Origin of the sequence: Paenibacillus sp. J22TS3 (assembly GCF_018403205.1) — a bacterium.
In the GTDB taxonomy this organism is placed as follows: domain Bacteria; phylum Bacillota; class Bacilli; order Paenibacillales; family Paenibacillaceae; genus Fontibacillus; species Fontibacillus tuaregi.
Genome location: NZ_BOSF01000003.1, coordinates 249528 through 274569, shown reverse-complemented (window position 1 = coordinate 274569; position 25042 = coordinate 249528). Strand labels below are relative to the sequence as shown.

The 25042-nt window shown below is 49.8% G+C and carries 26 protein-coding genes; 19 read left to right on the top strand and 7 right to left on the bottom strand.

Annotated elements, in window-relative coordinates; all coding sequences use genetic code 11:
• Positions 1 to 33: 33 nt before the first annotated feature.
• The 8 genes from KJS63_RS10990 (at position 34) to KJS63_RS10955 (ending at position 5743) form a co-directional block, all read left to right on the top strand.
• Positions 34 to 552 carry a hypothetical protein gene (locus tag KJS63_RS10990; protein ID WP_213619179.1) on the top strand — a complete coding sequence of 173 codons (519 nt, stop codon included), beginning with the start codon at positions 34 to 36 and terminating at the stop codon, positions 550 to 552.
• A 245-nt stretch (positions 553 to 797) separates the two neighbouring features.
• Positions 798 to 1043, top strand: a complete 246-nt coding sequence (locus KJS63_RS10985; protein ID WP_213619178.1) for a zinc ribbon domain-containing protein — start codon at positions 798 to 800, stop codon at positions 1041 to 1043.
• 29 nt (positions 1044 to 1072) lie between these two features.
• Entirely contained in the window at positions 1073 to 1549 is a 477-nt protein-coding gene (locus tag KJS63_RS10980; RefSeq protein WP_213619177.1) for a YfbM family protein, read from the top strand.
• A 72-nt stretch (positions 1550 to 1621) separates the two neighbouring features.
• A complete protein-coding gene (locus KJS63_RS10975) occupies positions 1622 to 2452 on the top strand; it encodes a hypothetical protein (RefSeq protein WP_213619176.1) in 831 nt (276 codons plus the stop codon).
• Entirely contained in the window at positions 2449 to 3036 is a 588-nt protein-coding gene (locus KJS63_RS10970) for a hypothetical protein (protein ID WP_213619175.1), read from the top strand. The genes KJS63_RS10975 and KJS63_RS10970 overlap by 4 nt, the downstream gene beginning before the upstream one ends.
• A 21-nt stretch (positions 3037 to 3057) precedes the next feature.
• On the top strand, positions 3058 to 3636 hold the full coding sequence (locus KJS63_RS10965; RefSeq protein ID WP_213619174.1) for a GNAT family N-acetyltransferase: 579 nt from the start codon (positions 3058 to 3060) through the stop codon (positions 3634 to 3636).
• Positions 3637 to 3804: 168 nt separating this feature from the next.
• A complete protein-coding gene (locus KJS63_RS10960; protein WP_213619173.1) occupies positions 3805 to 4692 on the top strand; it encodes an EAL domain-containing protein in 888 nt (295 codons plus the stop codon).
• Between the two features lie 79 nt (positions 4693 to 4771).
• A complete protein-coding gene (locus KJS63_RS10955; RefSeq protein WP_213619172.1) occupies positions 4772 to 5743 on the top strand; it encodes a GGDEF domain-containing protein in 972 nt (323 codons plus the stop codon).
• A 62-nt stretch (positions 5744 to 5805) separates the two neighbouring features.
• Here the strand turns inward: KJS63_RS10955 and KJS63_RS10950 are convergent, their stop codons facing one another.
• The 4 genes from KJS63_RS10950 to KJS63_RS10935 all read right to left on the bottom strand — a co-directional run bounded on the left by KJS63_RS10950 (position 5806) and on the right by KJS63_RS10935 (position 9720).
• Positions 5806 to 6774 carry an anti sigma factor C-terminal domain-containing protein gene (locus KJS63_RS10950; protein ID WP_213619171.1) on the bottom strand — a complete coding sequence of 323 codons (969 nt, stop codon included), beginning with the start codon at positions 6772 to 6774 and terminating at the stop codon, positions 5806 to 5808.
• Positions 6767 to 7264, bottom strand: coding sequence for an RNA polymerase sigma factor (locus tag KJS63_RS10945; RefSeq protein ID WP_213619170.1), 498 nt, complete (start codon positions 7262 to 7264; stop codon positions 6767 to 6769). Before KJS63_RS10945 ends, KJS63_RS10950 begins: the two co-directional genes overlap by 8 nt.
• Positions 7265 to 7437: 173 nt before the next feature.
• Positions 7438 to 8199 (bottom strand): N-acetylmuramoyl-L-alanine amidase family protein, encoded by a 762-nt coding sequence (locus KJS63_RS10940; RefSeq protein ID WP_244862568.1) that lies wholly within the window; start codon positions 8197 to 8199, stop codon positions 7438 to 7440.
• A 183-nt stretch (positions 8200 to 8382) separates the two neighbouring features.
• Positions 8383 to 9720: a hypothetical protein gene (locus tag KJS63_RS10935; protein ID WP_213619168.1), complete on the bottom strand. Its 1338-nt coding sequence runs from the start codon at positions 9718 to 9720 to the stop codon at positions 8383 to 8385.
• A gap of 360 nt (positions 9721 to 10080) precedes the next feature.
• Between KJS63_RS10935 and KJS63_RS10930 the strand changes: the two genes are divergently transcribed.
• The 9 genes from KJS63_RS10930 (at position 10081) to KJS63_RS10890 (ending at position 19838) form a co-directional block, all read left to right on the top strand.
• Positions 10081 to 11079 carry a P1 family peptidase gene (locus tag KJS63_RS10930; RefSeq protein WP_213619167.1) on the top strand — a complete coding sequence of 333 codons (999 nt, stop codon included), beginning with the start codon at positions 10081 to 10083 and terminating at the stop codon, positions 11077 to 11079.
• Complete coding sequence (locus KJS63_RS10925; protein WP_213619166.1) at positions 11076 to 12815, top strand: CocE/NonD family hydrolase; 1740 nt, start codon at positions 11076 to 11078, stop codon at positions 12813 to 12815. The genes KJS63_RS10930 and KJS63_RS10925 overlap by 4 nt, the downstream gene beginning before the upstream one ends.
• An 81-nt stretch (positions 12816 to 12896) precedes the next feature.
• The gene (locus KJS63_RS10920) at positions 12897 to 13589 is read left to right on the top strand and encodes an HAD family hydrolase (RefSeq protein WP_213619165.1); all 693 of its coding nucleotides are present in this window, start codon (positions 12897 to 12899) and stop codon (positions 13587 to 13589) included.
• A gap of 20 nt (positions 13590 to 13609) precedes the next feature.
• Complete coding sequence (locus KJS63_RS10915) at positions 13610 to 15187, top strand: ABC transporter substrate-binding protein (RefSeq protein WP_213619164.1); 1578 nt, start codon at positions 13610 to 13612, stop codon at positions 15185 to 15187.
• 43 nt (positions 15188 to 15230) lie between these two features.
• Positions 15231 to 16178, top strand: a complete 948-nt coding sequence (locus KJS63_RS10910) for an ABC transporter permease (protein WP_213619163.1) — start codon at positions 15231 to 15233, stop codon at positions 16176 to 16178.
• A gap of 9 nt (positions 16179 to 16187) precedes the next feature.
• On the top strand, positions 16188 to 16997 hold the full coding sequence (locus tag KJS63_RS10905; protein WP_068620836.1) for an ABC transporter permease: 810 nt from the start codon (positions 16188 to 16190) through the stop codon (positions 16995 to 16997).
• Positions 16998 to 17027: 30 nt separating this feature from the next.
• On the top strand, positions 17028 to 18041 hold the full coding sequence (locus KJS63_RS10900) for an ABC transporter ATP-binding protein (protein WP_213619162.1): 1014 nt from the start codon (positions 17028 to 17030) through the stop codon (positions 18039 to 18041).
• On the top strand, positions 18028 to 18996 hold the full coding sequence (locus tag KJS63_RS10895; protein ID WP_213619161.1) for an ABC transporter ATP-binding protein: 969 nt from the start codon (positions 18028 to 18030) through the stop codon (positions 18994 to 18996). The genes KJS63_RS10900 and KJS63_RS10895 overlap by 14 nt, the downstream gene beginning before the upstream one ends.
• A 20-nt stretch (positions 18997 to 19016) precedes the next feature.
• Positions 19017 to 19838: a metallophosphoesterase gene (locus KJS63_RS10890; RefSeq protein WP_213619160.1), complete on the top strand. Its 822-nt coding sequence runs from the start codon at positions 19017 to 19019 to the stop codon at positions 19836 to 19838.
• Positions 19839 to 19980: 142 nt separating this feature from the next.
• Here the strand turns inward: KJS63_RS10890 and KJS63_RS10885 are convergent, their stop codons facing one another.
• Positions 19981 to 21063 (bottom strand): suppressor of fused domain protein, encoded by a 1083-nt coding sequence (locus tag KJS63_RS10885; RefSeq protein ID WP_213619159.1) that lies wholly within the window; start codon positions 21061 to 21063, stop codon positions 19981 to 19983.
• A gap of 248 nt (positions 21064 to 21311) precedes the next feature.
• Here KJS63_RS10885 and KJS63_RS10880 point away from each other — a divergent pair, with 248 nt between their 5' ends.
• Both KJS63_RS10880 and ant(6) read left to right on the top strand, forming a co-directional pair.
• Positions 21312 to 22247: a DMT family transporter gene (locus KJS63_RS10880; RefSeq protein WP_213619158.1), complete on the top strand. Its 936-nt coding sequence runs from the start codon at positions 21312 to 21314 to the stop codon at positions 22245 to 22247.
• Positions 22248 to 22714: 467 nt separating this feature from the next.
• Positions 22715 to 23572 carry an aminoglycoside 6-adenylyltransferase gene (ant(6), locus tag KJS63_RS10875; RefSeq protein ID WP_213619157.1) on the top strand — a complete coding sequence of 286 codons (858 nt, stop codon included), beginning with the start codon at positions 22715 to 22717 and terminating at the stop codon, positions 23570 to 23572.
• 257 nt (positions 23573 to 23829) lie between these two features.
• On the opposite strand, the gene KJS63_RS10870 is transcribed toward ant(6), so the two are convergent.
• Both KJS63_RS10870 and KJS63_RS10865 read right to left on the bottom strand, forming a co-directional pair.
• Positions 23830 to 24477: a nitroreductase family protein gene (locus tag KJS63_RS10870; RefSeq protein ID WP_306432898.1), complete on the bottom strand. Its 648-nt coding sequence runs from the start codon at positions 24475 to 24477 to the stop codon at positions 23830 to 23832.
• A 66-nt stretch (positions 24478 to 24543) separates the two neighbouring features.
• Positions 24544 to 24966, bottom strand: coding sequence for an RrF2 family transcriptional regulator (locus tag KJS63_RS10865; RefSeq protein WP_213619156.1), 423 nt, complete (start codon positions 24964 to 24966; stop codon positions 24544 to 24546).
• Positions 24967 to 25042 lie beyond the last annotated feature (76 nt).

The following is a 25042-nucleotide window of genomic DNA, read 5'->3' as shown; positions in this document are numbered from 1 at the left end:
AAAGTTAATCTGCAAGGAGAAAGGGGCTTAGGATTGGGAAGGATTCTGTTATTAGCGATAGCCGTATTGCTGGCGAGTTTTTCGGGATGCAGCGAAGAGGAGACGCCAACTAGAGAGTCGATAAAGCTCTTCAACACCCGGGACGAAGCTGTAAGGCAGTATATCAAGAATGAACCGAATAATGGAATTGTTGTTAGCCTGAGTCTTGCTGATGGAGCGGAGTTTCTTCTCTCTAAAGACAGGCAGAAAGTTTACTATCTTGGCCAACTTGTCCAGAAGGGGAATCAGACAGGTGCAGAGCGAATTACACCCGGCTTTAAGTTCGATGGAGAGTGGGTCAAGTGGGAAATTGATTCTTTGGAGGACCGCACGTACACAGTCAAGCTGTCTAAGGAAAGCACTGACCAAGGCACATATCTGAAAGAACTGGATATTTGGGTTGTAATCGAGGAAGGCAGGCATCAGAACAGTGCGCCTGACATCATGCCAGTCAATGCTATCTTATCGTATAAGGTACTGGGAACAGAACTGTATGTTCCGGGTGCCGCATAACAAGATTTTGCAAGGGTGGGAAACCGGCTGGGGTTCATTTTGGGAAACAAGGGGGTACTAAAGAGTAACCGGAATGTTTTCTTGGTAGGAGTCACGGTTTCGATTGGCATTGAGCTGCTGCAGTGGACATTGACCAACCAGCAACTAATCTATCCGAGGTCCGTAGAATATAAATGCTGTGTTGTTGAATACGATTGGCTTCGCTGCGGGTTATGGGGCAAGCCGACAAAGAGAGGGGTTTAAGTATGAGAATTGAAGATATGATCATGAACAAATTTACATGTTCGCGGTGTGGGCATACAGAGTGCAATGTGAAAGAGGTGGCTATGAGCGGCACGGGGCTGAGCAAGGTGTTTGATATCGAGCACAACCATTATTTGTTCGTGTCCTGCACCCATTGTGGAATCGTGGAAGTGTATGATCCAGATGTGCTGCGTGGACATAAATCCGGCAAGCTCGGTACGGTAATGGATATTTTGTTCGGAGGCTAGGTAAAAGAGAAGGAAAGGAGCGAGGAAGGATGGGGATGACCGGAATTCTAAAGCGGATACCCGAAGAGACTCTTGATTTAATCCTCAAGGGGGATCTGGACCCTGAGGATGTGATTCGGGATGAGGAGGAGCCGGGGCTTGATTTGGATAAGTCTTGGCACGCCCTTCATTTCTTACTGAACGGCAGCGCCTGGGAGGGTGAGCCTCCTCTCTTCAACGCTATTCTTGGGGGTGCCGAAATAGGAGAAGATCTAGGGTATGGCCAGATCAGGTATTTGACCAGCAAGGAGGTACAAGAGGTTGCACTAACGTTAGTAAGCATTACAGAAGACGATCTTATGACAAGGTATGACCCGGACGCGATGAATCAGTTGGAGATTTATCCTTTTGACAATTGGTCGGGACCGGGTGGAAGGGACTATGTACTCTCTTATTATTCAGATTTTAAAGAGTACTATATGGAAGCTGTGAGAAGCGGCAGCGCTATGCTGCTGCTAATTGCATAGTTGCGCGACTGATTCAGGTGGCCAACTCCTGGCTTGTGTGGGGGTAAAGGGCAGAAGGGAGGAGTGCCAGATTTGAGGAAGCTGTTCAAACGTAGGCATATTATCGGTTTGTCTGCCGCCTTGCTGCTGATTGTGGCGAGCTGGGTCGGGAATGTCATATATTATCAGAGCATGCAGCTGAAAGGCCCGTTGTTCATTAAAACGTACATGACCATCACCCAATCAGGGGAGCGGATTGAGCTTCCTTATCTGGAGAACAAGTCAGCCTCCCGGAAGGTGGCACAGGTTATCCTTGATGAGCTTCCTGGGTTGAGTTTTGACATTTCACCTGGCAGTTCTCATGAGTTTGCTCATCAAATTCTGAATACAGCCTCGGCACAGTGGCATGCGGATGAGGGAGGGAGCCCCCGTCTACTGGAAATTCATGAGGCCACCGTCATTTACAATGACGGGCAGTCTGTGAGGCTTCCCATTGGGGAGATAGAGATTGTACCGGATACCAGAGAAACACGGCTGCTGCAATCTCTGACAACTTCAGGATCTACAGATGGAAAGGGCAGTGAGGTGGTGAATCTGACTGAAGATGCGGCTCTCGAGCAGATCACCTGGTCATATAGAGATGTTCTGGAGCCGTACCTTCACATTCGGGAGTCAGATAAACCGATAGACAGCCTTAAGCTGCCCTTATCCCTAAAAAGAGGGGCAGTTCTGTCGTTTGCCTATCAATGGGATATCCCGAGGGACAGGCTGATCGAGCTGGCCAACTATAAACCAAAGCTGCAGCTCACCTTCCGGTTGAAGGATGGCCGGAAAGTAAGAGAAAGTCTGTCATTAGCCAGGGGGCTCTATTTGTCAGGGCAGCAGATTCGGCAGCTTGTCCAGGCTGGAGGTGAAAAGCCGTGAATGACCGTGCCAATCAGGCGTTTCGCCTTATGGGCTGGGGAATGGTATTTCCCTTGCTCAATCTCCGTATTCAAGGCTTTGACTTGATTTCGGACTGGATCGGTTACACCATGGTTCTCGTGGCCTTGAACACCCTGAACCCGATGAATCGCTTCTTTAGGATAGCTAAGTGGATGGCTGTAGTACTGGTGTCCGGATCTGTAGCAGGCCAAGCCGCAGGTTTGTTCACTGGCTTTGAGGTGTCTGACTCTTCTTATTTGATACATCAGGTATACTCAGGCCTCGTGTCTATACTTCATGCGGCTCTGGTGTACTGCATCTTTAACGGGCTGATTGCCGCGGCATGGGCAGTTTCGCTTCGGAATTTAAGGCACAGCACGGCTGTACGCCGGGACACCTATTTTATAATCGTCTCTGCTCATCTGCTGCTTTGGCCATTTGGGCTTAATCTGGATGATGGATGGGCACTTGTGGTAACTGGTGCAAGCATTCTTCACCTTGTTGTTGAAGTGCTGTTTGTTCGACTGCTCTTTAAATTTGCCAAAGAGTATTTACCGGGGAGATATATGGATAGATCAATCTAAATATACTGCGGAGGTGACGTTTTGGAATTTAAGCTGTTGACACAATACACGTCCGAGGACCAGAGCCTGCTTGGTCCATGCGGTTATAGATCCCATCATAAGTACGAGGTCAGCCGGTCAGGGACGGCCGAATGTATGACCATACAGATTAAACGGGTTCCCCTCCCGGAACCTTACGTCAAAGAATGGCAAAATGATCCGGATGAGCTGGAAGAGTATAACCGGATTGCACCGCTCGGACATTCGTGGGGGGCTTATATGGACGGGCGGCTCGCTGGAGCTGTAATTGGGGAGCCGCAGACATGGAACAATACGCTGCTCATCAGCTCTTTTCACGTGGCTGAACCCTATCAGCACAGAGGCATTGGCAGCGGGTTGATGCGGACTTTCCTGAATGCTGCGGGCGAAGCAGGATTCAGGGCGGTGGTGCTGGAGACGCAGAACACGAATGCCCCGGCAATAGACTTCTATCGGCGGTGCGGATTTGGAATCGAAGGGCTCGATATGTCCTTGTATAGCAACGAGGATTTAGGCAGAGAAGTGGCTATTTACATGAGATACAAGTTCCCAAGTACTCCTGGTGCAGCCGGCTTGGCATAATTACATAGGTCGGCGAATAACTCGGTTTCCCTACCTCCATCGCAATTTTAATGCTAGCTTTACAATTGCAGGCATCTCCTGAATTAGTCATATTGTACTATATGAATAGAGAAAAGGACTCATTTGCCAAAGGAATCTATTCAGACCAGTAGAAAGCAGGAGAGCAGCATGCCGAAGCAACCCACTTCCAGACTGCACTTACGCAGTCTGTTCACTTATTTCCGGTACCTTAATCATGCCCGCAAGAAGGAAATGATGGAGTACAGGAAGTTTGTGGCCTTTCAACAGATTATGAGAACCAGGGCGTTATCCACCTTTTTTCAGCCCATTCTGGACCTGGAGACGGGGGAGAACCTGGGTTATGAAATATTGAACAGGCCGCCCGTGTCGGAACTGTTCCCCACTACGGAGTACTTTTATGATTTTGTGGGCCAGCAGACCGGCCAAGTCGCCCGGTTCGAGCGCGGCTGCCGGGAGGTCTCACTACAGTCCTTCAGGGAAAAGCAAACAGAGCAGCCGGGGAACAAGGCTCCGCTAATCTTTATGAACGTGCATCCCCTGGCACTCAGCGAGACCAGCTTTGCCAGCGGGGAACTGCTGGAGCTGCTGGATCAGCATAAGATATCCCCGGGCCAGATCGTGTTCGAGCTGACAGAGAAGCAGGCAGTCACAGATTATGAGGCCTATGACGAAGTGCTGTCCGCCTACCGCGAACGGGGCTTTCGAATTGCTATTGACGATGCGGGCTCCGGCTACAACAGCTTGAAGACGCTGGTCTATCTGAAGCCGGAGTATGTGAAGCTTGACAAGTCACTTACACATAGAATTCACCAGAACCCGGTGCAGCAGCAGATCGTTACGATCCTGCTGGAATACGCGAATACATCAGGAACCCAGGTTATAGCCGAAGGAATTGAATATATGGAGGAATTATCGTATCTAAGGTCCCGGGGAGTACATATGGGGCAGGGATATGCATTGGGAAGACCCGCCATGGAACTGACCCGAGGAGCTCTGCCTGTGGGAGATGAGAATGTATGTGACGGAAGCGCTTGAATCGGCAGTCCAATTCATGATCTTGTGTTCGTGAAATTTAGAATGAACGGAGTACCAAAGTGTACGATGGGGGTGTAGAATGATTACCCAAATTGGAGAGATTGCAGAAGTAATTCCACACGTCTATGTGAATACCAAATGTGAAAAGGTGGATCAAATCTTCAAGAGCAGCCCTAAGCTGCAGGGGGTTGTTGTGCAGGATGGAAGCCGCCCGTCTGCCTTGGTCATGAGAGCCCGGTTCTATCAGCAGATTGGCACCTTGTATGGGTACAACCTGTATATGGGTCGTCCGGTTGAGCTTGTCATGAACAGCTGTCCGCTCATCGTGGATTACAGTGAGAATATCACGGAAGTCAGCAAGCTCGCCATGAATAGGCCTGAGGAAGAGCTGTATGATTACGTCATCGTAACCCGTGACGGGCAGTTCTACGGGGTGGTCAGCATCCGCCATTTGCTGCTCAGCTTCGCTGAGATTCAAGCGGCTATCGCTACGTTCCTTAACCCGCTCACCGGGCTTCCCGGGAACCTCTCCATCGATGAGCGGTTAAGACTCTGCCTGGGACAAGCCCGGTTCAGTGTGCTGTACTTCGATCTGGATCATTTCAAGGCCTACAATGATACTTACGGTTTCAAAGCTGGAGACAAGCTAATCCAAGCTACAGCCTCTATTCTAAAGGAGACTGTGACCGGGCAGGACAGCTTCATTGGACATATTGGCGGCGACGACTTCATTGCAGTCCTGAATGATTACAATTATCCTGAGCTATGCTCGGGTATCATTGGACAGTTCGATGAGATTATCCGGAGCTTCTACACGGAGAAAGATCTTGAGAGACAATATGTAATGAGTGAGAACCGGGATGGGCAGGTAGAGCCGATCCCGCTGGTCAGCATCTCCATCGCGGTGGTTACCAATGAACTGCGCAGCTATGCCAGTATTGATGAAATCGTTCGTGAGTCCGCCCGAATCAAAAAAGTATGCAAAAAACACAGTTTCAGCTGCTACTGTACCAATGAGGGGGAGCAGTCTGAATCTGTGTTGAGACATTAGTCTGCAAGGAAGGGCTTCTTCTAGACATTTAGTTTGCTGCTGCAATCGGCTCCACAGCCCAATTAGTATATGTCTACAGTTGCTCCAAGGGTCGCAGCCTTGATGAAGGAAAGCTGCTGGAGTGCCTTTAGCTGATTTTTCGTTCCTGTAACAACAACGCCGATAATCATGCCTGATTGCTGGTGTGATTTAACTGAAGCAAGCGCTCGTCCTGCATTCTCTGCATAATACGAGTTCGTGCATTTTGCAACGGCCTCGAGATTTTTTATGAACTGCTCCTCGGTAGTCCTGTTGCTGTCAGATAAACGTTCGGTATAGGCTTGAAACCCGTACAGCTCTTCGGCCCGCAGCGGTTCTGCCCCATTCTTCAGAGTGTCCCGACTATAGCTGTCTGCCCAGTACCAGGTGGCATGTATGCCCTGCGGCAACATACGGTCTACTTGACTTAGAGTATAGCCTTTATCGAAGGAAAGTCCCATTTCAATATACTGGTCATCACGCATCCTATTCAGCAATGGAAGATCATTTAAATAACTTGAATATATCACGGACGGATGGTAAAAGAGCATTTGGCGTTCCCCGCTGCGGTCATTATAGAACCGGGCATCCCCGCCATCATTAACCTGAACACCCATACTGCTGCCATGCAGTACTTCGCCTTCGCCGCGAATAATATCGAAGGGGACTTTGTGGTCATCCCATGGAATGACCCGATTCTCGATCATCTTGAATTCTTGATACTCAAGGGTTCCTCTCAGGAGACTGAAGTGGAATTGAGGTTTATCCATATACAAATTGGGTCCGGTGATTCGTTTATTCAGCTCAAGCGGGGTTACTGCCTTCCAAGCGGTTTTGGAGAGCAAATACGAATTCAGTAAGTAACCACCACAGAAAACCAATATACTCACCACCCCCGAAATCAGAATATTTCGAAACACACTTCTCCATTTGGCCTTTTGAAATATTTTATTCATGGACTCATCATTGAAGGCCTCTTCATGTGGGTGTTGTTCGTTTCTGTACTCATTCATGTTTACCTGACCTCCTGTATATTTTGGCGAACTGCTTCTTAGCCCGTGATAAATAGGTCTTTACGTTGCTTGGCTTCAAATCCATGGATTCGCCGATCTCTTTATAGCTCATTTCATGTTTGTATCTGAGTTCAAGCACTTGCTTGTGCAGCGGGGATAATTCCTGCAGCACTTTCTGCACTTCCTCACTCTCTTCCTTGACCGCGAGCAATTCCTCAGGCAGGCCTTCTTTGGAGACAAGCTCCTCCGGGGAGGGAAGAGAAGCCAGCCGTGTAGATCGCCTGCATAGATCATAGTAAGCGTTAATGGCTACTCTAAACAGCCAGGCGGAAAGCTTCTCGGTATTAATGGAGTCCGAGTACAGGAATGCCTTGTAGAACGTGTCCTGTACAATATCCTTCGCATCCTCGCTTGAAGCGCCCATCTTTACCAAATAGTTGTGTATTTTGTTCATTTGATTCTGGGTCCATTCCCTCTGCGCAGGGTTCATCTCTTCCCTCCTCCCGGCTCTATAACGTTGGAGCAGCATGAAAGTATACACTTCGCGAAAAATTTTTACCGAAAATGTTCATTTCGATTGGGCTTCTGGACATGCAAAAAACCCGCGCAGCGCGCGGGCCAGGCTGAGGTATAGATGAATCCAGCTGCTTGATTCACTATCACTTACTTATGAAAATATTTGTCCACTCCGCCAGAAATCCCGGCAACCAGCTTGTCCTGGTAAGCGGGGGTCGACAAGCGCTTGTCTTCATCCGGATTAGACATAAATCCAACCTCAACCAGTGTGACCGGTACCTTGGACCAATTGAAGCCGGTCAGATCACTGCGGGGCACCACGCCTCTGGATTTGGCCTTGGTTGCACTTTTCATTTCCTGTTGGATATACTCGGACGCCAGCTTGCTCTTCGCGTAGATGGCTTTCGTGTACTTATTGCTTTGAGCCGGATAAAGCACGCTGAAGCCTGCGGTCTTCGGAGAGTTGTCCCCATCAGCATGAATGCGGATGAAGAGATCAGCCTTGGCGTTGTTGGCGATATCCGAACGCTCTTTGTTGCTCAAATTCACCTTATGTGTCTTGCGGGTCATAACCACCTTGTATCCGCGTTTCTCCAGCTCTTTCTTCAGCTTCAGGGAAATCTCCAGATTCAGCACATATTCCGGTTTTTTGGTAGCTACCCCCTGTGTCCCCGAGCTAACCTTGGGTTTCTTCTCGGCAGCCCCCGGGCCAATCGGTTCCTTTTGGTTGTTGCCCTTAAGCTGATGACCAGGATCAATGCAAATGACATAAGGCTTCTTGGCTTGTGACCCCTCAGAGGATTCAGATGTCCGGGACTTCGCTGCGGAAGAACCTTCAGCACTGGCAGAGGAGACGAAAGCAAACATTAAGGCAAGCATGGCAAGTAGAGATGTGTAATTCTTCTTCAACGCATGAACACTCCTAAATCGCTTGATAGTTAAGATTTCCATTCCAATTTAGTATACAACAATCCATACAACAACAAATACGAAAAATCAGGTTCAGCATAACCAAATGAAGACAGCATGTTCATATCAAAAAAGCGCAAAGCCTGACTCTGCTTCAGGCTTTGCGCTTTACTATTCAATTGTCTATTTAACGTTCTTCTTATTATTTCTAATGATGTTGTGATAGCGTTCGAGATGCTGCTCATGGGATTTCAGATAAGCATTTGGCCCAAAAAGATTATCGTAATAGTCCAAATCCAGGTGGTGGGTCTGCAAATACATTAAGCTGAATACCGAAGGAACGGTAGCCGGAAATTTACCGAAGGTATCAAACACATATTGGGCCTGCAGGGTAACGGCTGCACGGAATTGCTCATCGTGTACTTGCGCACTTTCACGGACTTTGTCACTCTTCTTCCAAGGGCCCGGAGTGTCAGGATGGAATGGTCCTCCGGGTCCAAACTTCCTGTCACAGAAGGCATCAACCGCGGCTTTCATAGACTCGAAGTGCGGCGGGGTGTAGGAGACAAATACATCTTCCAGCCCTGTAGGGTTAGGAAGAGACCATCGCTTATCGGTATCATAACGGAAGCCAAGTCCTGGAACGTCGGGATCTCCGCTGGCCCCTAGCACAGTCAACCGGTCAATTCCGTCGAACATCCAGCCGCCAAGACCTAACGCTTGCTGCATCAATGCACCGGCATAAGTGGATGTGGCAAGCTCAGCCGAGAGCTCTGCTAATGAATACTGGTCGAGGAAGGTGAGCGGAAGTGGATGATCTGTATCCACCAGGTCTTTAAACTGCTCAATGCCCGGGATTTGGCGCTGATTGACATCATCATATATGCACAGCCCGTTCTGTACATAAAAGCACAGGTTAGCGATCGTGTGTTGAGCCAGATCACCCACCGGGAAGGCAAGCAGTGTACCGGGTTTGTTCGCTACCCAGGAATTGTGGCCTTCCATGTAGGGTTCGTAATTAGGAATATGCAGACGCTTATCAGAGAGCTTGTGAATGTGTTTCTTATAGGTGCGGAGGAGCTCTTCGACATTCAGCCGTCCATTCTCATCACGCTGGACTTCGGGAACCGCATCACGGGTTTTGAAGATATACGTTCCCGAATCGTCTGTAAAGAAGATTTCAGACGTATGGAAGCCGGCAGCCGAAGGAAAGGTCCGGCCTGTAGCTGATCCGGAGTAATTGGATAGATGTGGTTTATAACGGTCATGACGTGTAACCGAATGGTGCCATCCGGTTACGCCCCCAACCGCAAGCAGAATAAGCAGCCGCTCCAATTCATTAAGCGGGAGCGGTTCATGCTGCGATTTGTAAGCCAGCTGTCCGTCAGGAATCTCAGCTCCCAAGAAGAAACGTCTGGATCGTCTCCCGAACAAGGCATCAACCAAGGGGAAATTTAGCAGGTCTTCAAGCAGCAGGTCATTGTTTACATGATTTTCTTGCCCATTTTGTAATGTTGACATCATCGTACCTCCAAATAAATTGAAATAAAAAAGGAGATATTTCTATTGTTTGTTGCAAAAGAAATATCTCCAGTTTGTCTGGTAGAATACTTATTAAATTCATAGGATTAGTTAAGTTTATGGATTTAACGGATATATTAAACAATGATATAAGGCTTGTCAATCTTGAAAATTACGGATTGACGAAGCTTTAAAAGTTGTGCTAACATGTCCCACATCAAAGCATACTATGTCTATGAGAATAATCACATTTACCGGACCGCCGGAGATGACTTCACTTAATTGCTATTAGGTGTGTCATCTCCTTTTTTATTCAGATCAGTGTATGCGCAATGAAAGCAGCATAGGAGGTACCACAGGATGATGAAGTTAGAGGGTTCAATCGTAGATGTGCCGGGGACGAAATTGGGACATGCACACAATGAGAAAGCCTTGACTGGCTGTACGGTCGTTATCTGGGAGGACGGGGCTGTCTGCAGTGTAGATGTCCGCGGCTCTGCTCCCGGGACGCGGGAGACCGACTTGCTTGAACCGACCCGCTTGGTTGACCGGGTCCATGCCGTTTGTCTAAGCGGTGGTTCAAGCTATGGGCTGGATGCGGCAAGCGGAGTTATGGAGTTCCTGGAGCAGAAAGGAATTGGAGCGGATGTCCGCTTCGGCGTGGTGCCTATTGTCCCGGCGGCGGTGTTATTCGACCTGTCCATGGGAGATCCCTCTGTCCGGCCTGACCGGAATATGGGTTATCTTGCGGCAAGCCTCGCTTCGGACGTTGAAGCCCGGCAGGGCAACGTCGGAGCGGGGTGCGGGGCCTCGGTCGGCAAGGTCGGGGGCTTCGAGAGGGCCATGAAGGGTGGATTGGGCACCGCATCCATTAGCCTGCCAGGGGGACTGGTGATTGGAGCGGTCGCCGCAGTCAATGCGCTGGGCGAAGTTCGTGATCCTGCGACCGGAGAGGTACTGGCTGGACCGATTGGAGATGCAGGTGAGCTTGAAGACAGCATCACCTGGCTGACGAAGCGGCCCTTCTCTTTCAATCCGGTTCCCCCTGGGACGAATACGACACTGGCTATTGTGGCCAGCAACGCTAATCTCAGCAAGAGCCAGGTGAAGAAAGTAGCCGAGATGGCCCAGAACGGGCTAGCCCGAACGATCTACCCGGTTCATACCCTGCATGATGGGGATACCGTGTTCGCTGCCGCAACCGGAGGTGTGGATGCTTCCGTAGACCTTGTCGGGTCTCTGTCAGCAGAGGTGGTGGCAGCGGCCATTGTACGAGCGGTCAAGGCATCTGAATCCGCAGGTGGACTCCCTGCATACCGGGATCTGGCAGGTGGAAGACAAGGAGGAGAATCCGTATGAGCGGCCGTTATCATGTCAGGGACATTAGGATCGAGCGAAATGTTTCCGTTCCCATGAGGGATGGGGTAAGGCTCTTCGCCGACATTTACAGGCCGGATACGGAGGAGGAGTTCCCAGTCCTGCTGATGCGGACTCCTTACAACAAGGAAGATGCACAGACGATGAATTATGCTCACCCATCCTGGTACGCACAGCATGGCTATGTTGTGGTGGTTCAGGATACCCGGGGACGCTGGGCCTCGGAAGGGGATTTCGATCCTTATCGCAAGGAGGGAGAGGACGGGTTCGATACGATTGAATGGGCTGCGGCTCTACCTCATGTCATTCCGAAGGTAGGAATGTATGGATTCTCCTATGTAGGTGCAGTTCAGTGGCTGGCCGCTTTGGAGCGTCCCCCTCATTTAATCTGTATTGCTCCAGGCATGATCGGGAGTGACGCATATCAAGGAAAGACGTACCGCAGCGGCGCCTTCTCCCTTGCCCTGATCCAGTCCTGGGTCCTCTTCATAGGAGAGAATCATGCTCTGCGCAGCCAGCGGGACGATTGGACCCGGACGCTGTCCAGTCTTGCTTCGTCTGTCCAGAATCTGTATAAGTCTCTTCCCTTGAAGGAGGCCTTCCCTGAAGAGCTTGCACCCTATTATCAGGAGTGGCTTAAGTACTTCACCCGTGGTGAATATTGGGCATCCCAATCTCTGAGAGAGAATTACAATTCCATTGAGATCCCGGCTCTCCATCTTGGAGGCTGGTACGACATTTTCCTGGACGGCACTATTGAGAATTTCCTTGGTGTGAGACAGGAGGGAGGGACTCAGACTGCAAGAGACAACCAATACCTGCTGGTGGAACCTTGGTATCACATGCCTTGGTCACGATATGTCGGTGAGCTGGACTTTGGCCCTGAGGCCGTCAACCGAATCGATCAGATTCAGCTGAAATGGTTCAACCGGTGGCTCAAGGAGGATCATGGCGCTTGGGAAGGTGTGCCGCCCGTAAGGTATTTCCTTATGGGAGAGAACAAGTGGAAAGCGGCAGATCAATGGCCTCTGCCCGAGGCAGAAGAGACCCCTTTCTATCTGCACAGTACATCAAGGGCCAATTCCATTAACGGCGATGGACGGCTTGATCTGAACAAGCCGTCAGATGAGCATCCTGATATTTACGTCTACCATCCTTCAATCCCGGTTCCCGCATTGGGTGGGCGGTCAGGTGCCGTTCCTGACCTGACTCCGATGGGGCCTAAGAATCAGCTGCCGATTGAGATCCGGAATGATGTTCTTATCTATACGTCGGAGGTTCTTACCGAGGATCTAACGATAGCCGGGGATTTGGGAGTCGTTCTGTATGCATCTACCACAGCCGAAGATACCGATTTTGTAGTGAAGCTGGTTGATGTGTATCCCGATGGCAGGGCAATCAATATAGCCGAAGGCATTGTACGGGCAAGCTTCCGTCATTCCCTGGAGCATCCTGAACCCGTGACTCCGGGTGAAGTAGTCAGGTATGAGATTTCTCTGGGAGCCACGGCTAATGTGTTCCTTAAGGGACATGCAATCCGTGTGGATATTACGAGTTCCCTGTTCCCTACGTTTGACCGCAATCCGAACCGGTTTAAGGAGCCGGGAGAGGTTAAGGAGACAGACTTTTTGACAGCGACCCAGACGATTTATCATGAGGCGCAGTATCCGTCCCATGTTCTGCTGCCATGGATCAAGAATTTAGAACTAAGAAGTTGAATTTAAGAATTACCAACAGGCAAGAGTGTGAATTGGTTCTGGAGAAGCGAAGCATTCGCCTTTGTGCATCAGGAGGAGAGCATGAAGAAATCTTTTATTTGGTTTGATTTGGGATATACGCTGGTCTATCAGCAGAGGGAGGCCGTCTATCAGCAGTTTCTTCTTGAACAGGGAATAGACCTTCCCCTGGAGGAGATCGAGCGGGCGTATCATCTGACAGACAAGCTGTTTATGAGACAGTATCCCGGAGCTTTGGGTAAGGAGATGACCACGTTCTATGCATGGTATATAGGGGTCCTGAATTACACACTCGGATTACATTTCAATCTGCATGATCAGGTAAACCGGTTGACTGAATTACAGAGCTATACGAAGCAGCGCTGGCTTCCATATTCTTTTACACCTGAAGTGCTTAAATGGTTGAAACAGAAGGCGATTGGAGTCGGTCTGATCAGCAATTGGGATCACAGCGCCAGAGCACTTCTGGACGAGCTGGAGCTTCTCGATTATTTCGACCATATAATGATCTCTTCGGAAGTGGGTGTGGAGAAGCCGGACAAGGAGATTTTCGAACAAGCCCTGCACGCTGCAAGGGTTACCCCAGAAGAAAGCTTATATATCGGGGACAACTACTATGATGATGTGATTGGCAGTTCCAGAGTGGGGATGGAAGCCCTGCTGATTAACCGTTTTGGGCAGCTGGGGATTGAAGAAATCCGGCATGGCCATACGATTAAGTCCATTCAGGAGTTACCGGGAATTATACAAAGATAACCTATGTTCAGGAGGGAAATATGAAAAAGATAAACCGGATTTTTTCATTTATGATGATCAGCGTGCTGCTTATTGGAGTTCTCTCGGCATGCAGCAGTAGCAAAAACGAGGCCGAAGGTAGTCCGTCTTCCGCAGTAACCGGAAAGGGGACTGGGGATGCCGGGAAGGCGGCCGAGGCTGCCAAGGGAGGCAGCATTGTTGTCATTGTTCCGCAGGACCCTGACTATCTGGACCCTCATCTAGCCGTTGCGGCAGGGACTTCCGAGATGATGTTCAATGTGTATGAGGGGCTGCTCAAGCCGAACGAGAAAGGCGAGGTGTACCCGGCAATTGCCGAATCTTATGAAATTTCCAAAGATGGTCTTACCTATACGTTCAAGCTTCGGCAGGGGGTTAAATTCCATAACGGGAACCCGCTGACTGCGCAGGATGTGAAGTATTCGTATGACCGTCTGGCCGGCAAGGATACCGGCAAGCCGCTTCAGCCTGCCTTTGCGGGAATTGACAGTATTACAACACCGGATGATCACACTGTTGTCATCAAGTTGAAGGAGAACAATGCATCTTTTCTGACCTCTTTGATTGCAGCCGTTATTCCTAAGAATTATCAGGACAGCAACAAGAAGCCCATTGGCACCGGGCCATTCAAGTTCGTTGAGTACGTTCCGGGACAGCGCCTGGTTCTGGAGAAGAACCCGGACTACTATGTGAAGGATGTTCCGAAGCTGGATAAAGTAGAGTTCCGCATCATTCCTGACCAGGAAGCCGCTCTGCTTGCACTGAAATCCGGCGAAGCGGATATTTTCCCGCGCATCGGTACGGAGAAGCTGGATGAGCTTGGCGATGACTTCAAATCGGTAAGTGCACCGCAGAATCTTGTTCAATTGATGACCTTCAATATCGCACGTAAGCCTTTCAATAATCTGAAGGTACGCCAGGCCATTAACTATGCGATCGACAAAGACGAAATCATTAACGGGGTTGCCCTTGGAAAAGGAACGAAGCTTGGGTCCAACATGAGCCCCATTATGTCCAAGTATTATGAGGCCGGTCTTGAGGATACCTATAAGACCAATCTGGACAAAGCCAAGAGTCTGCTGGCTGAAGCTGGCTACAAGGACGGTTTCTCGACAACGTTAACCGTTCCATCCAATTATAAATTCCATGTGGACACGGCACAGGTTATTGTGCAGCAGCTTGCCAAGGTGGGAATTAAGGTCAAAATCGTGCCTGTAGAGTGGGCCGTCTGGCTGTCCCAAGTCTACCAGGGACGTGATTACGATATGACGATTATTGGCCTCGATGGCAAATTGGACCCGAATGACATTCTTAACAAGTATGTCTCTGATTCGAAGAACAACTTCTTCAATTTCAGTGATCCCGCGTACGACAAGGTGCTGAAAGAGGGACTTAAGGAGATTGACCCGGAGAAACGGGCTGCCCTGTATAAGGAAGCTCAGAAAATTCTGACGAATGATGCCGCAGCCGTCTATATTATGGACCCTAATTTGAACGTGGCTCTCAAGAAAAATATTGAGGGATACAAGCAGTATCCGCTGTACGTGCAGGACATTTCGACCCTATATTTGTCAAAATAGACATATATGGTGATCAGCAAGCTTCAAAAGGGGATGCGCCATCATGAATATCTTGTATCTAACTAGACGTATATTGACATTGCTTCTTACCGTATTCTTTGTTGTTCTTCTATCGTTTGCCGCGTTCCGGATCATTCCGGGTAATCCGGCGCTGGCGATTCTTGGTATGGAGGCTTCACCCGGGCAGGTTGCCGAGCTTCAAGCGAAGCTCGGTGCGAACCTGCCGCTGTTCGAGCAATTTCTGAACTGGATTAAAGGGATTGTGACGCTGGATTTCGGAGAATCGATCCGATTCTCGGAACCAGTTCTTGATATGATTGTCAGCCGTCTGCCCGTAACTTTCTCACTCGCGGTGATATCTCTGAGCATTACGCTGGTCATTGCCGTTCCCCTTGGCATTCTGGCCGCACGGGCAAGAGGACGGGTTATGGATCTAATTATCTCGATTGGCACCCAGCTCGGCCTTGCGGTCCCGTCGTTCTGGACTGGAATTCTGCTGATTCTTATCTTTAGTCTGACCTTGAAATGGTTCTCCATCAGCCAATTCGTTCCCTGGTCGAAGGACCCTTGGCTGGCGTTCAAATCCTTGCTGTTACCGGCTACAGCCGTGGCTATTCCGCAGATTGCCATTGTGGTCCGCTATTTGCGTACAACCATGCTGGAACAGCTGAATCTGGACTATGTGCGGACCGCTTACAGCAAGGGCCTGAAGGAATCGAACATTTACTTCAAACATGTGCTGAAAAATGCTCTGATTCCTGTCATCACGGTCGTTGGCATGAATTTTGGCGAGATTCTGGCCGGAAGTTTGGTGGTGGAGCAGGTGTTTACTCTGCCCGGATTTGGCCGCTTGTTGATTACAGCGATCAGCAATCGGGACTATCCATTGATTCAGGGGATGGTTGTGCTAATTGCTTTTATCGTAATCACACTTAATTTTGTGGTCGATCTGTCCTATCGGTGGTTGGACCCCAAAATCCGGTTGAAATAGGAGTCTGACATGAATAGCAAAATAAATTTAACGTTATGGCTGGGTGTTGTTCTTGTATCGATTCTTCTGATCATTATGATTGTTGGTTTATTCTATGTGCCTTACGGAGTGAACGATATGAATATTACGGACCGGCTGAAAGCACCCGGAAGTGCACATCTTCTGGGAACCGATAATTTCGGCCGGGATATTCTGAGCAGGGTAATGGAAGGGGCGCGTACGGCGTTCGCCGTAGGGTTTGTAGCCGTAAGCATAGGTGTTATAGGAGGTTTTATTATCGGCTCATTGGCCGGTTACGTTGGCCGCTGGGTGGATGAGGTATTGATGCGTGCCATTGATGCCCTGATGGCTTTCCCCGGAATTCTACTTGCCCTGATTCTTGTCGCCATCTACAAACCAAGTCTATTTCAGACCATGATCGCTATTGGGGTACTGTCTATTCCCACCTTTGCCCGCATCATCCGAAGCGGCTTCCTTCAGTATAAGGAGGCTGAATTCGTCAAAGCTGCGAAGGGGCTTGGAGCAAGCCATGCAAGGCTGATTGTCACTCATATATTTCCGAATATATTGTCCTCCATTATTGTGGCTGCCTCCCTCAGCTTCTCCACAGCGATTCTGATTGAGGCGGCGCTGAGTTATCTAGGGCTTGGGGTTCAACCTCCCGACCCCAGCTGGGGGAGGATGCTGAATGAGTCCCAGAGTTATATCAGCAAGGCGCCATGGTACACGCTGGCTCCCGGCATTTTCATTACACTGACGGTGCTCGGGTTCAATCTGCTGGGTGATGGAATTCGCGATCTGCGGGACCGCAGGAAATAGAGAGGACACGAATTGGAAAGGAGAATACAGATGCCGCACAAGATAGATGAACAGGCGCTCCTGCTTGATATCCGCAGTTTGGATGTTGACCTCAAATCCCCGAAGGAAACCCTGCCTGTGCTGGAGGGGATAACCTTATCTGTCCGTCCCGGGGAAGTTGTCGGTATTGTTGGTGAATCCGGGTGCGGCAAAAGCATACTTTCGCTGTCGGTGCTCGGTCTGCTTCCCGGTAATATGAGTATCCGAAGCGGAGAGATCTGGGTTGAGGCAAGCCCGGTGCATCAGCTGGGCAAGGAACAGATCCGCCGGATCCGCGGCCGGAAGGTGGCTATGATCTTCCAGGACCCGATGACCTCGCTGAATCCTTCGCTGACCATTGGGCAGCAGTTGATGGAAGGCATCCGTCTGCATCTTGAATACTCCAAGACGGAGGCAAAGGCGCACGCAATCAGACTGCTGCACAAAGTAGGATTGTCCCGCCCCGAGGCGCTGCTTGGCGAATATCCCCACCAACTATCAGGGGGCATGCGGCAGCGCGTAATGATTGCAATGGCGTTGTCCTGCAATCCTGATCTGATCATTGCGGATGAGCCGACAACGGCCCTGGATGTGACGATTCAGGCGCAGATTCTGGATCTTCTCAAGCACATTAGCGAGGAGGAAGGAACCGCGATTCTTCTGGTGTCCCACGATCTTGGGGTCATCCTGGAGATGTGTGACCGGGTTGCTGTAATGTATGCAGGCCAAATTGTTGAAGAAGGTCCTGTTGATGATATATTTACCGGCCCGAAGCACCCTTACACCATTGGGCTGATGAGTTCGGTTCCATCCCCAGGCAAGAAGAATCAGCGCCTGTTCTCGATTAAGGGAACCGTGCCTTCCTTAAGAGAGCGTAGAGGAGGATGCCGCTTCAGCACGCGTTGTGCTCATGCAACAAGGGAGTGCTTTGAAGGAACCCCTGTACTCAAGCAGGTCAGCGGGGCACATTCCGCACGCTGCTTTTTACTGGAAGAGAGGGGAGCTGAAGCTGATGCAGTCAGTTGAGCATATTGTGGAGATAGACAGCCTCATCAAGCAGTATCCGGTCGGCGGCGGCTTGCGCGCCAAGCAGGTCCTTCGCGCGGTGGATGGAGTATCCCTCTCGATTCGAAAGGGCGAAACCCTAGGGCTTGTTGGCGAGAGCGGATGCGGGAAATCCACGACCGGGCAATTGGCGGCCCGGCTGATCCCGCTAACCAGCGGGGAGATTAAGTTCAAAGGAAGGGACATTACACAGCTTGGCGGCAGAGAATCGAAGGCAGTCCGAAGAGAAATTCAATATGTGTTTCAAGATCCATACACATCGCTTAACCCCAGGCATACTCTGGGCACCTTGCTGGAGGAACCGCTCGTCATTCATGGGATTGGGGAACGGCGAGAACGGAAATACAGAGTGCATGAGATGCTGGAGCGGATTGGACTGAATTCGGCTTATTCGGCTCATTATGCCCACGAGCTCAGCGGTGGGCAAAGGCAGCGGATCGGAATCGCCAGAGCACTGATGCTGGAGCCGGAATTCCTTATCCTGGATGAGCCGGTGTCGGCACTGGATGTGTCGGTTCAATCACAGATTCTGAACCTGCTCAAAGATTTACAGAGTCAGTACGATCTAACCTATTTGTTCATCTCGCATGATCTGAATGTGGTTCATTATATGAGTGACCGGGTTGCGGTTATGTATTTGGGTAAGGTCGTGGAATTGACGGATGTGGACACCTTATACGCGTCCCCGCTCCACCCTTACACGCAGGCCCTGATCTCGGCTATTCCCACCGGGACGGGTGAGGTGAAGAGAGAGCGAATTATTTTGCAGGGTGAACTGCCGAATCCGCTGGAGATTCAGGGGGGCTGCTCCTTTCAGAGCCGATGCCCTTATGCATACGACAGGTGCAGTAGGGAGGTGCCTGCTCTGACTCCTGGAGGGGAAGGGCACTTGGTGAGGTGTCACCTGCACAGCTAATGGTAACAGGAGAGATAGGTATGAGGATAGGCATTATTTCAGATGTGCACATCGATAAGAACAATGTAAAGAACGAGGGGACCATTCAGGAGGCCTTGGGCAGGATTGTACAGGAGACCGGAACGGACCTGCTTATCATAGCTGGAGATGTCTCCAATAATTATGCGACTACGCTGTCCTTCCTTGAAGAGATAGAGAGCAGATCAGGGGTAGACTGTCTATTTGTACCGGGTAACCATGATCTTTGGAATATTGATTACCCGGAGAAAGACGCTTGGTCTCTCTATCGCCACCTTCAAGAGTTCAAGGGAAATATCACAGCCGCTCCTTATCATATAAATGAAGAATGGGTAGTGATTGGAGATGTGGGCTGGTACGATTTCTCTTTTGGGAGCGATAAATTCGCGGAAGTGCATTTCCAAGAGATGAAGTATAACGGCCGTATCTGGAAAGACAAAATTTACGCAGATTGGGGATTGAGTGCTGCAGAGGTTCATCAATTCTTTTATCAGAAACTTAGAAAACAGATTGAGCAGCATAAGGATAAAAAGATTATTCTGGTTACTCATGTCGTACCCCATGAGAACTTTATTGTCCCTACCCCTCACCAGGTTTGGGATTACTTCAACGCCTTTCTGGGAAGCAGGCATTACAGCGACCTGATTGCCGAATTCCCGCACACCATAAAGTATGCAATTTGCGGACACGTTCATTATCGCAAGCAGTTCCAGCTGGGCGAGACCTCGTTAATTTGCAATTGCCTGGGGGACAAGGAAGAATGGCTTCACTCCAAGGAGGCCTATGAGGAGATATCACATACTTATTTGACCATTGAAATTTGATCCAGATCGCTTAGTTAGGCCTGTCTATTAACAGATCCTTAATTCATATAACAAGCAGCCTGTTCCGAAGTGGAAGAGGCTGCTTGTTTCCATATATAAGATGAGCCTTCAAATCAAAATTAAAATCTAAATCTAAATCAGATCACCCGATCGTATCCACCACACGTCCCTGCTGGTCCTTGATTTCAGTTCGGACGATCTTGACTGTAAGGTCCTTGAAGCTGCTAAGCTTGAATTCCTGGGCTACCGGGCTAAGCCTTGTGGAGAGCTCGCGAATGGCCTCTTCACTTAGGACAAGCTCTATGCCGCTTTCCTGTTGCTGTACGCCGGGTTGATCCCCTTGGCGGAGAACCACAAGAGTGTCCCGTGAGGATAGCCTAAGGGCCCGCTCTTTCAAAGCTCTTCCCGGCAGGACCTGGCTGATCACTGAAGCCTGCTTGGCCCCGATCACCAGGGTATAGCTTGTGCCGCGGAACAGCCCCTTCTTCTCTTCCCATCCCAGCTGGTCGACGAACAGGAAACCGGTGCTGGAGCCCTCACGCTCGGCCCCCTGCCGGAGCTTCCGGGCTAGCTCTGCATCATCCAGTAGGGAGGGTCTGAACAAGTCCGTAACGTATAGAGGCAGCAGGCCGGAAGATAAGGCTTCTGTTAACACTCCTACGGTGTTCCACGCCTGCATAGCTTCAAGCTCGTTCTGGGTGATGCCCACCATCTGCAGGAAAGCAACGCTGCCATTTGGGGTTTGTATTTCAGGAAGCTCCGGGTCTTGGATGAATGCCAGCGCGGTCAGCCTTGTATCGTGCTCGAGCGCAATAGGCCCGTTTGCATCCAGGTAATCGCCGGATTTGAATGTATTTCCGCTGCCAAATACGTATCTCCCCATGTTCTGCAAAAGATTCAGGGCCCAAGCCGGCGGCTCGTCTTCATCGTCCAGCTTCCGGAGCCGGAACGTCAGCTCGAAGCCATATCCGCTTTCCTCCACATTCTCAGATTCCTTCTCATAGAGTTCAGAGAACCCATAGGTGACAAAATGCCAATGCGGAACCGGCTCGGCCCGCAGGTATGCGCTGATTCCGTCCAGCGGGTCGGGTCCTCCCAGGATATAAGGGATCATCGTACCGTAATGCTTCGGCTCCTGATCCCCGTAAATGCCCTTCAACTGCTCATCTATGGCATCCCAGCCCAAGGCTTGAGCTTCGCGTTCTTCCTGATCCTCCACGTTCATCGTCAGTTTCCTCCCATCGGTAGTCCTCAAAGAAATTTTCAAGATTATTCCGGTATATTTTAACATAGGGCCGTCCCCTCAAGGAGGGATATAGCAAAATTGACACTTTAGTCCTGCCATCCTCCAGTGTGGCCGTGATTGGCTTTATTCCACGAATTTGTATTGTTACGGGCACTTTCCCCATATAAAATAAGAGATGCTACATATTAACAAAGCCTGTTAACTTCAGGCGGCAAAGGAACTGAGTTATGACCAACAATAAAATGACCAAGGCATATTTAGCTGCGATTTTGAACGCCCTGATAATCGGGTTTTCTTTTATTTTTGTGAAGCTCGCCCTTCAGGCGGCAGGCCCCATGGATGTTCTTGCGCACCGGTTCACGGTCTCCCTTCTTGCAGCGATGGTAATGCTGGTTGTAGGACGAAATAGGCTGAGGTTGCAGTGGAGCAGCATTTTGCGGATTCTGCCGCTGGCGGTTTTCTACCCGGCGCTTTTCTTCGCTTTTCAGACCTTCGGCCTTGTTTATGCTTCCTCTTCTGAAGCAGGCATTGTTACAGCCACGGTTCCGATTCTTACAATGATTCTGGCCACATTCCTTCTAAGGGAGCGATCCACCCTGCTGCAAAACCTGTTTATGCTTCTCTCTGTAGCCGGGGTTGTGTTTATCTTCGTTATGAAAGGGGCTCAGACCCATTCATTGAATGCCGCTGGCTTAATACTTATTCTTCTGTCCGCATTCTCGTCCGCAATGTATACTGTCCTGGCGAGAAAATGGATGAAGAACTTCAAGCTGTCCGATGTGTCTTTTGTAATGATCGCTATAGGATTTGTGGTCTTCAATGCCATGTCCCTTGTCCAGCACATCTCCGAAGGGAGTGTGAGCAGCTACTTCGAGCCGTTTCTAAGTCTAAAATTTGTGCTGGCGATTATGTATCTGGCTGTACTTTCTTCACTGTTCACTTCCCTGCTGTCCAATTATGCCATCTCCCATATTGAGGCTTCCAAGATGAGTGTGTTCAACCAGCTGTCCACCATCGTTACAATCGGGGCGGGGGCTGTGATTTTGCAGGAGCAGTTATTTTATTACCATTTCCTTGGCACGATTATGATTCTAGTAGGCGTTATCGGGGTGTGCCTTCCCCAGGGGACGTTCTCCCGAAGAAACGGAATGCGGGGGCAGTAAGCAGTGAAGCAATGAAGTAATGAAGTAATGAAGTAATGAAGTAACAAACCATGAAGAAACGAGCAATGAAGTAATGAACAATGAAGTAATGAACAATGAAATAACGAATGGTAAGGTAATGAATGATAAAGTAACAAACATTAAAGCAGGGGCCTCAAGCCACCTGCTTTTGTTTTCGAAGTGAAGGCAGCGGCCGTTCGGGGTTTGAGGCCATTGGAAGAATCAGGGTATAATTATAAAAATAAAATGACTCCCACATGATAGAGAGGAGGACGAACTATGAAGAAGCGGTTGAACAAGTTATAACGGGCTGTGGACGCCCGTCTTGGTGCGGGCCAGCCTCGTGGACCACCTATTAACCAACCCACATGGTTTTTGCGAAATTTAAAGAAATGGGAGCGAGCACTTAATCCTCATTTCCATAGTTCAGCTTATACTACTTAACAATGTGGAGGCGGTTAACGAAGATGAGAAGCGAACAAGAAATGATGCGTATGCTGATAGACTTTGCTGAGCAAGACGCCAGAATCCGGCTGGTAACCCTGGAAGGGTCACGGACCAACGGAAACATCCCTCCGGATACCTTTCAGGATTATGATATCTCCTATTTTGTGAGCGATATGGATTCGTTCAAGAAGGATGATGAGTGGCTTAGCTTCTTTGGCCGCCGCATAATGATGCAAAAGCCTGAGGATATGGAGCTGTTCCCGCCAGACTTGGGAGGGGATTGGTTCTCCTATCTCATGCTGTTTGAGGACGGGAACAAGCTGGACCTGACACTTATTCCGGTTCATGGGGTGGAGGAGTATTTTGCCCAGAGCGATGGATTGGTGGAGGTCCTGCTGGATAAGGATGGGTTGGTGACAGACGATGTTACTCCGAGTGACCGACAATATTGGATCAAGAAACCAACCGCAAGGGAATTTGATGACTGCTGTAATGAATTCTGGATGACCGCAACTTATGTGGTCAAAGGCTTGGCGAGAAAAGAATTCTTGTTCGCCGCGGATCATCTGCACGAGATTGTACGGCCCAATCTGCTGAGGATGATGGCCTGGCAGATTGGATCACAGCACGGTTACGACTTTAGCGTGGGCAAGAACTATAAATTTATTGACCGGTATCTTCCCGCGGAGGATTGGGAGACGCTGTTGTCCACCTATTCTGAAAGCGGTTATCCGGAAATGTGGCGGTCTTTATTCACTTGTTACGGGTTATTCAGACAGTACTCTATAGCAGTGGCCGATAGATTAGGGTATGACTATCCGGACTACGATGCGGCCATTACGAAGTATACAGAAGATATTTATAATACGTGGAAATAAGAGCTCAGCGGGCCGCCCATAATAGGGCGGCTTTTCGCTCATGCTCGCCAGTCAACCATGCTGTTCTCCCGCTTTCCATTCGCAAGATGTCACCTCTATTCTAACCGGAAGTGAGCTAACTTGAAGTGAGGAGCCCGCCTAGATGAAGCTGGTCATTATACATAGGACCTCAAATATGACCAGATGCACGAAGCAGCCCCCGCGAGTCCTGGAAGAGTTCACAGGACTTGCAGGGGCTGCTTACAGGCCGGCAGATATTACTTAACTGAATTCCAATACGTGGTGTCTTCCACGGACAGGCGCGCGGTGAACCGGCCAGGTGCGGCAGCTTTGCCAATTGCGATCAATACGGCCGGAACCAGAGTATCAGGAAGGTCATATGCTGCTTTGAGTTGATCTGCATCGAAGCCGCCCATAGGTACAGTGTCGTAGCCTTTGGCCTTGGCCACAAGCATCAGCTGCATGGAGACAAGACCGGCATCAAGCAGGTTGATATTGTGCAGTTTGTCTTTTGGCAGGTTGCCGTACATGGAGACCGTGCGCTCTACAATCGCTTTCTTTGCTTCTTCCGTTAGCGCGCCAGCCTCGACCGACTTGCTGTAGATTTTCTCGGTTTGTTTATAGGATTCCAGATCACCCAGGACCGCAATGACAGCGGCAGCTTCCGCAACATGCTTCTGGTTGTAGGCAATGGACACCAGCTCCTGCTTCTTGGCTTCGTCATCAATGACAAGGAAGCGCCAAGGCTGCAGGTTGGAGGAAGATGGGGCTGTGGAAGCGAGCTCCAGAATCTCAGTCAACTCCTCGCGGGAAATACGTACCGAAGGGTCATAGGAGCGGACAGAATGTCTCTCCTTCATAACGGTATAAAGATCTTGGGCTTCTTGGATTTGGTTGCTCATCATAATCACTCCTAATACGATTTATATTTATTCTGTGCAATAATTAGCACAGTTAAAGCCAAAAAAAGACTATATAAGATCAGCGACAGTATGGCGCTCCAGCACCTGCAGCACTCCGTCGTTAATCTCCTGCACAATCACGCTGAAGGACTCATGCATCTCTCTGCCAAAGGCATGATCACCCGTAGTCTCCAGTATGGCACCACAGTAAGGTCCTTTCTCCTCCAAAGCAAGATAGACCTCTTTTAAGGTAATATCCTCAGGGGAACGCTTAAGACGGTAGCCTCCGACCCGGCCTTCCCGGGTCTCCAGAATGCCCTGACAGGCAAGCTTGGAGAGAATCCGCCGAAGCAGAGTGGGCTCCGACTGAAGCTGGCAGGCAATTTCACCGCTCGGGCAGCACTCTGGATGCTTAGCGAGCACGACCAGTGACTGGATAGCAAGACCAAACCATTTGAAGTTAGGGGCACCTGTTAGTTTATCAGTTGTCACGGTATTTGCATCCTCTCTGCTCAACTCCCCCTCAGTATATCCCTTAACTGTTGTGATTTCAAGCACAGTTTAGAAA

What these genes read in the sequence shown, in the direction of transcription:
- KJS63_RS10925 (WP_213619166.1), top strand. Translation starts at nt 11,076, where the DNA reads ATGAGCGGCCGTTATCATGTCAGGGACATTAGGATCGAGCGAAATGTT.
- KJS63_RS10920 (WP_213619165.1), top strand. Translation starts at nt 12,897, where the DNA reads ATGAAGAAATCTTTTATTTGGTTTGATTTGGGATATACGCTGGTCTAT.
- KJS63_RS10985 (WP_213619178.1), top strand. Translation starts at nt 798, where the DNA reads ATGAGAATTGAAGATATGATCATGAACAAATTTACATGTTCGCGGTGT.
- KJS63_RS10880 (WP_213619158.1), top strand. Translation starts at nt 21,312, where the DNA reads ATGACCAACAATAAAATGACCAAGGCATATTTAGCTGCGATTTTGAAC.
- KJS63_RS10960 (WP_213619173.1), top strand. Translation starts at nt 3,805, where the DNA reads ATGCCGAAGCAACCCACTTCCAGACTGCACTTACGCAGTCTGTTCACT.
- KJS63_RS10930 (WP_213619167.1), top strand. Translation starts at nt 10,081, where the DNA reads ATGATGAAGTTAGAGGGTTCAATCGTAGATGTGCCGGGGACGAAATTG.
- KJS63_RS10935 (WP_213619168.1), bottom strand. Translation starts at nt 9,720, where the DNA reads ATGTCAACATTACAAAATGGGCAAGAAAATCATGTAAACAATGACCTG.
- KJS63_RS10895 (WP_213619161.1), top strand. Translation starts at nt 18,028, where the DNA reads ATGCAGTCAGTTGAGCATATTGTGGAGATAGACAGCCTCATCAAGCAG.
- KJS63_RS10950 (WP_213619171.1), bottom strand. Translation starts at nt 6,774, where the DNA reads ATGAATGAGTACAGAAACGAACAACACCCACATGAAGAGGCCTTCAAT.
- KJS63_RS10980 (WP_213619177.1), top strand. Translation starts at nt 1,073, where the DNA reads ATGGGGATGACCGGAATTCTAAAGCGGATACCCGAAGAGACTCTTGAT.
- KJS63_RS10915 (WP_213619164.1), top strand. Translation starts at nt 13,610, where the DNA reads ATGAAAAAGATAAACCGGATTTTTTCATTTATGATGATCAGCGTGCTG.
- KJS63_RS10955 (WP_213619172.1), top strand. Translation starts at nt 4,772, where the DNA reads ATGATTACCCAAATTGGAGAGATTGCAGAAGTAATTCCACACGTCTAT.
- KJS63_RS10885 (WP_213619159.1), bottom strand. Translation starts at nt 21,063, where the DNA reads ATGAACGTGGAGGATCAGGAAGAACGCGAAGCTCAAGCCTTGGGCTGG.
- KJS63_RS10870 (WP_306432898.1), bottom strand. Translation starts at nt 24,477, where the DNA reads ATGATGAGCAACCAAATCCAAGAAGCCCAAGATCTTTATACCGTTATG.
- KJS63_RS10900 (WP_213619162.1), top strand. Translation starts at nt 17,028, where the DNA reads ATGCCGCACAAGATAGATGAACAGGCGCTCCTGCTTGATATCCGCAGT.
- KJS63_RS10905 (WP_068620836.1), top strand. Translation starts at nt 16,188, where the DNA reads ATGAATAGCAAAATAAATTTAACGTTATGGCTGGGTGTTGTTCTTGTA.
- KJS63_RS10910 (WP_213619163.1), top strand. Translation starts at nt 15,231, where the DNA reads ATGAATATCTTGTATCTAACTAGACGTATATTGACATTGCTTCTTACC.
- KJS63_RS10890 (WP_213619160.1), top strand. Translation starts at nt 19,017, where the DNA reads ATGAGGATAGGCATTATTTCAGATGTGCACATCGATAAGAACAATGTA.
- KJS63_RS10945 (WP_213619170.1), bottom strand. Translation starts at nt 7,264, where the DNA reads ATGAACCCTGCGCAGAGGGAATGGACCCAGAATCAAATGAACAAAATA.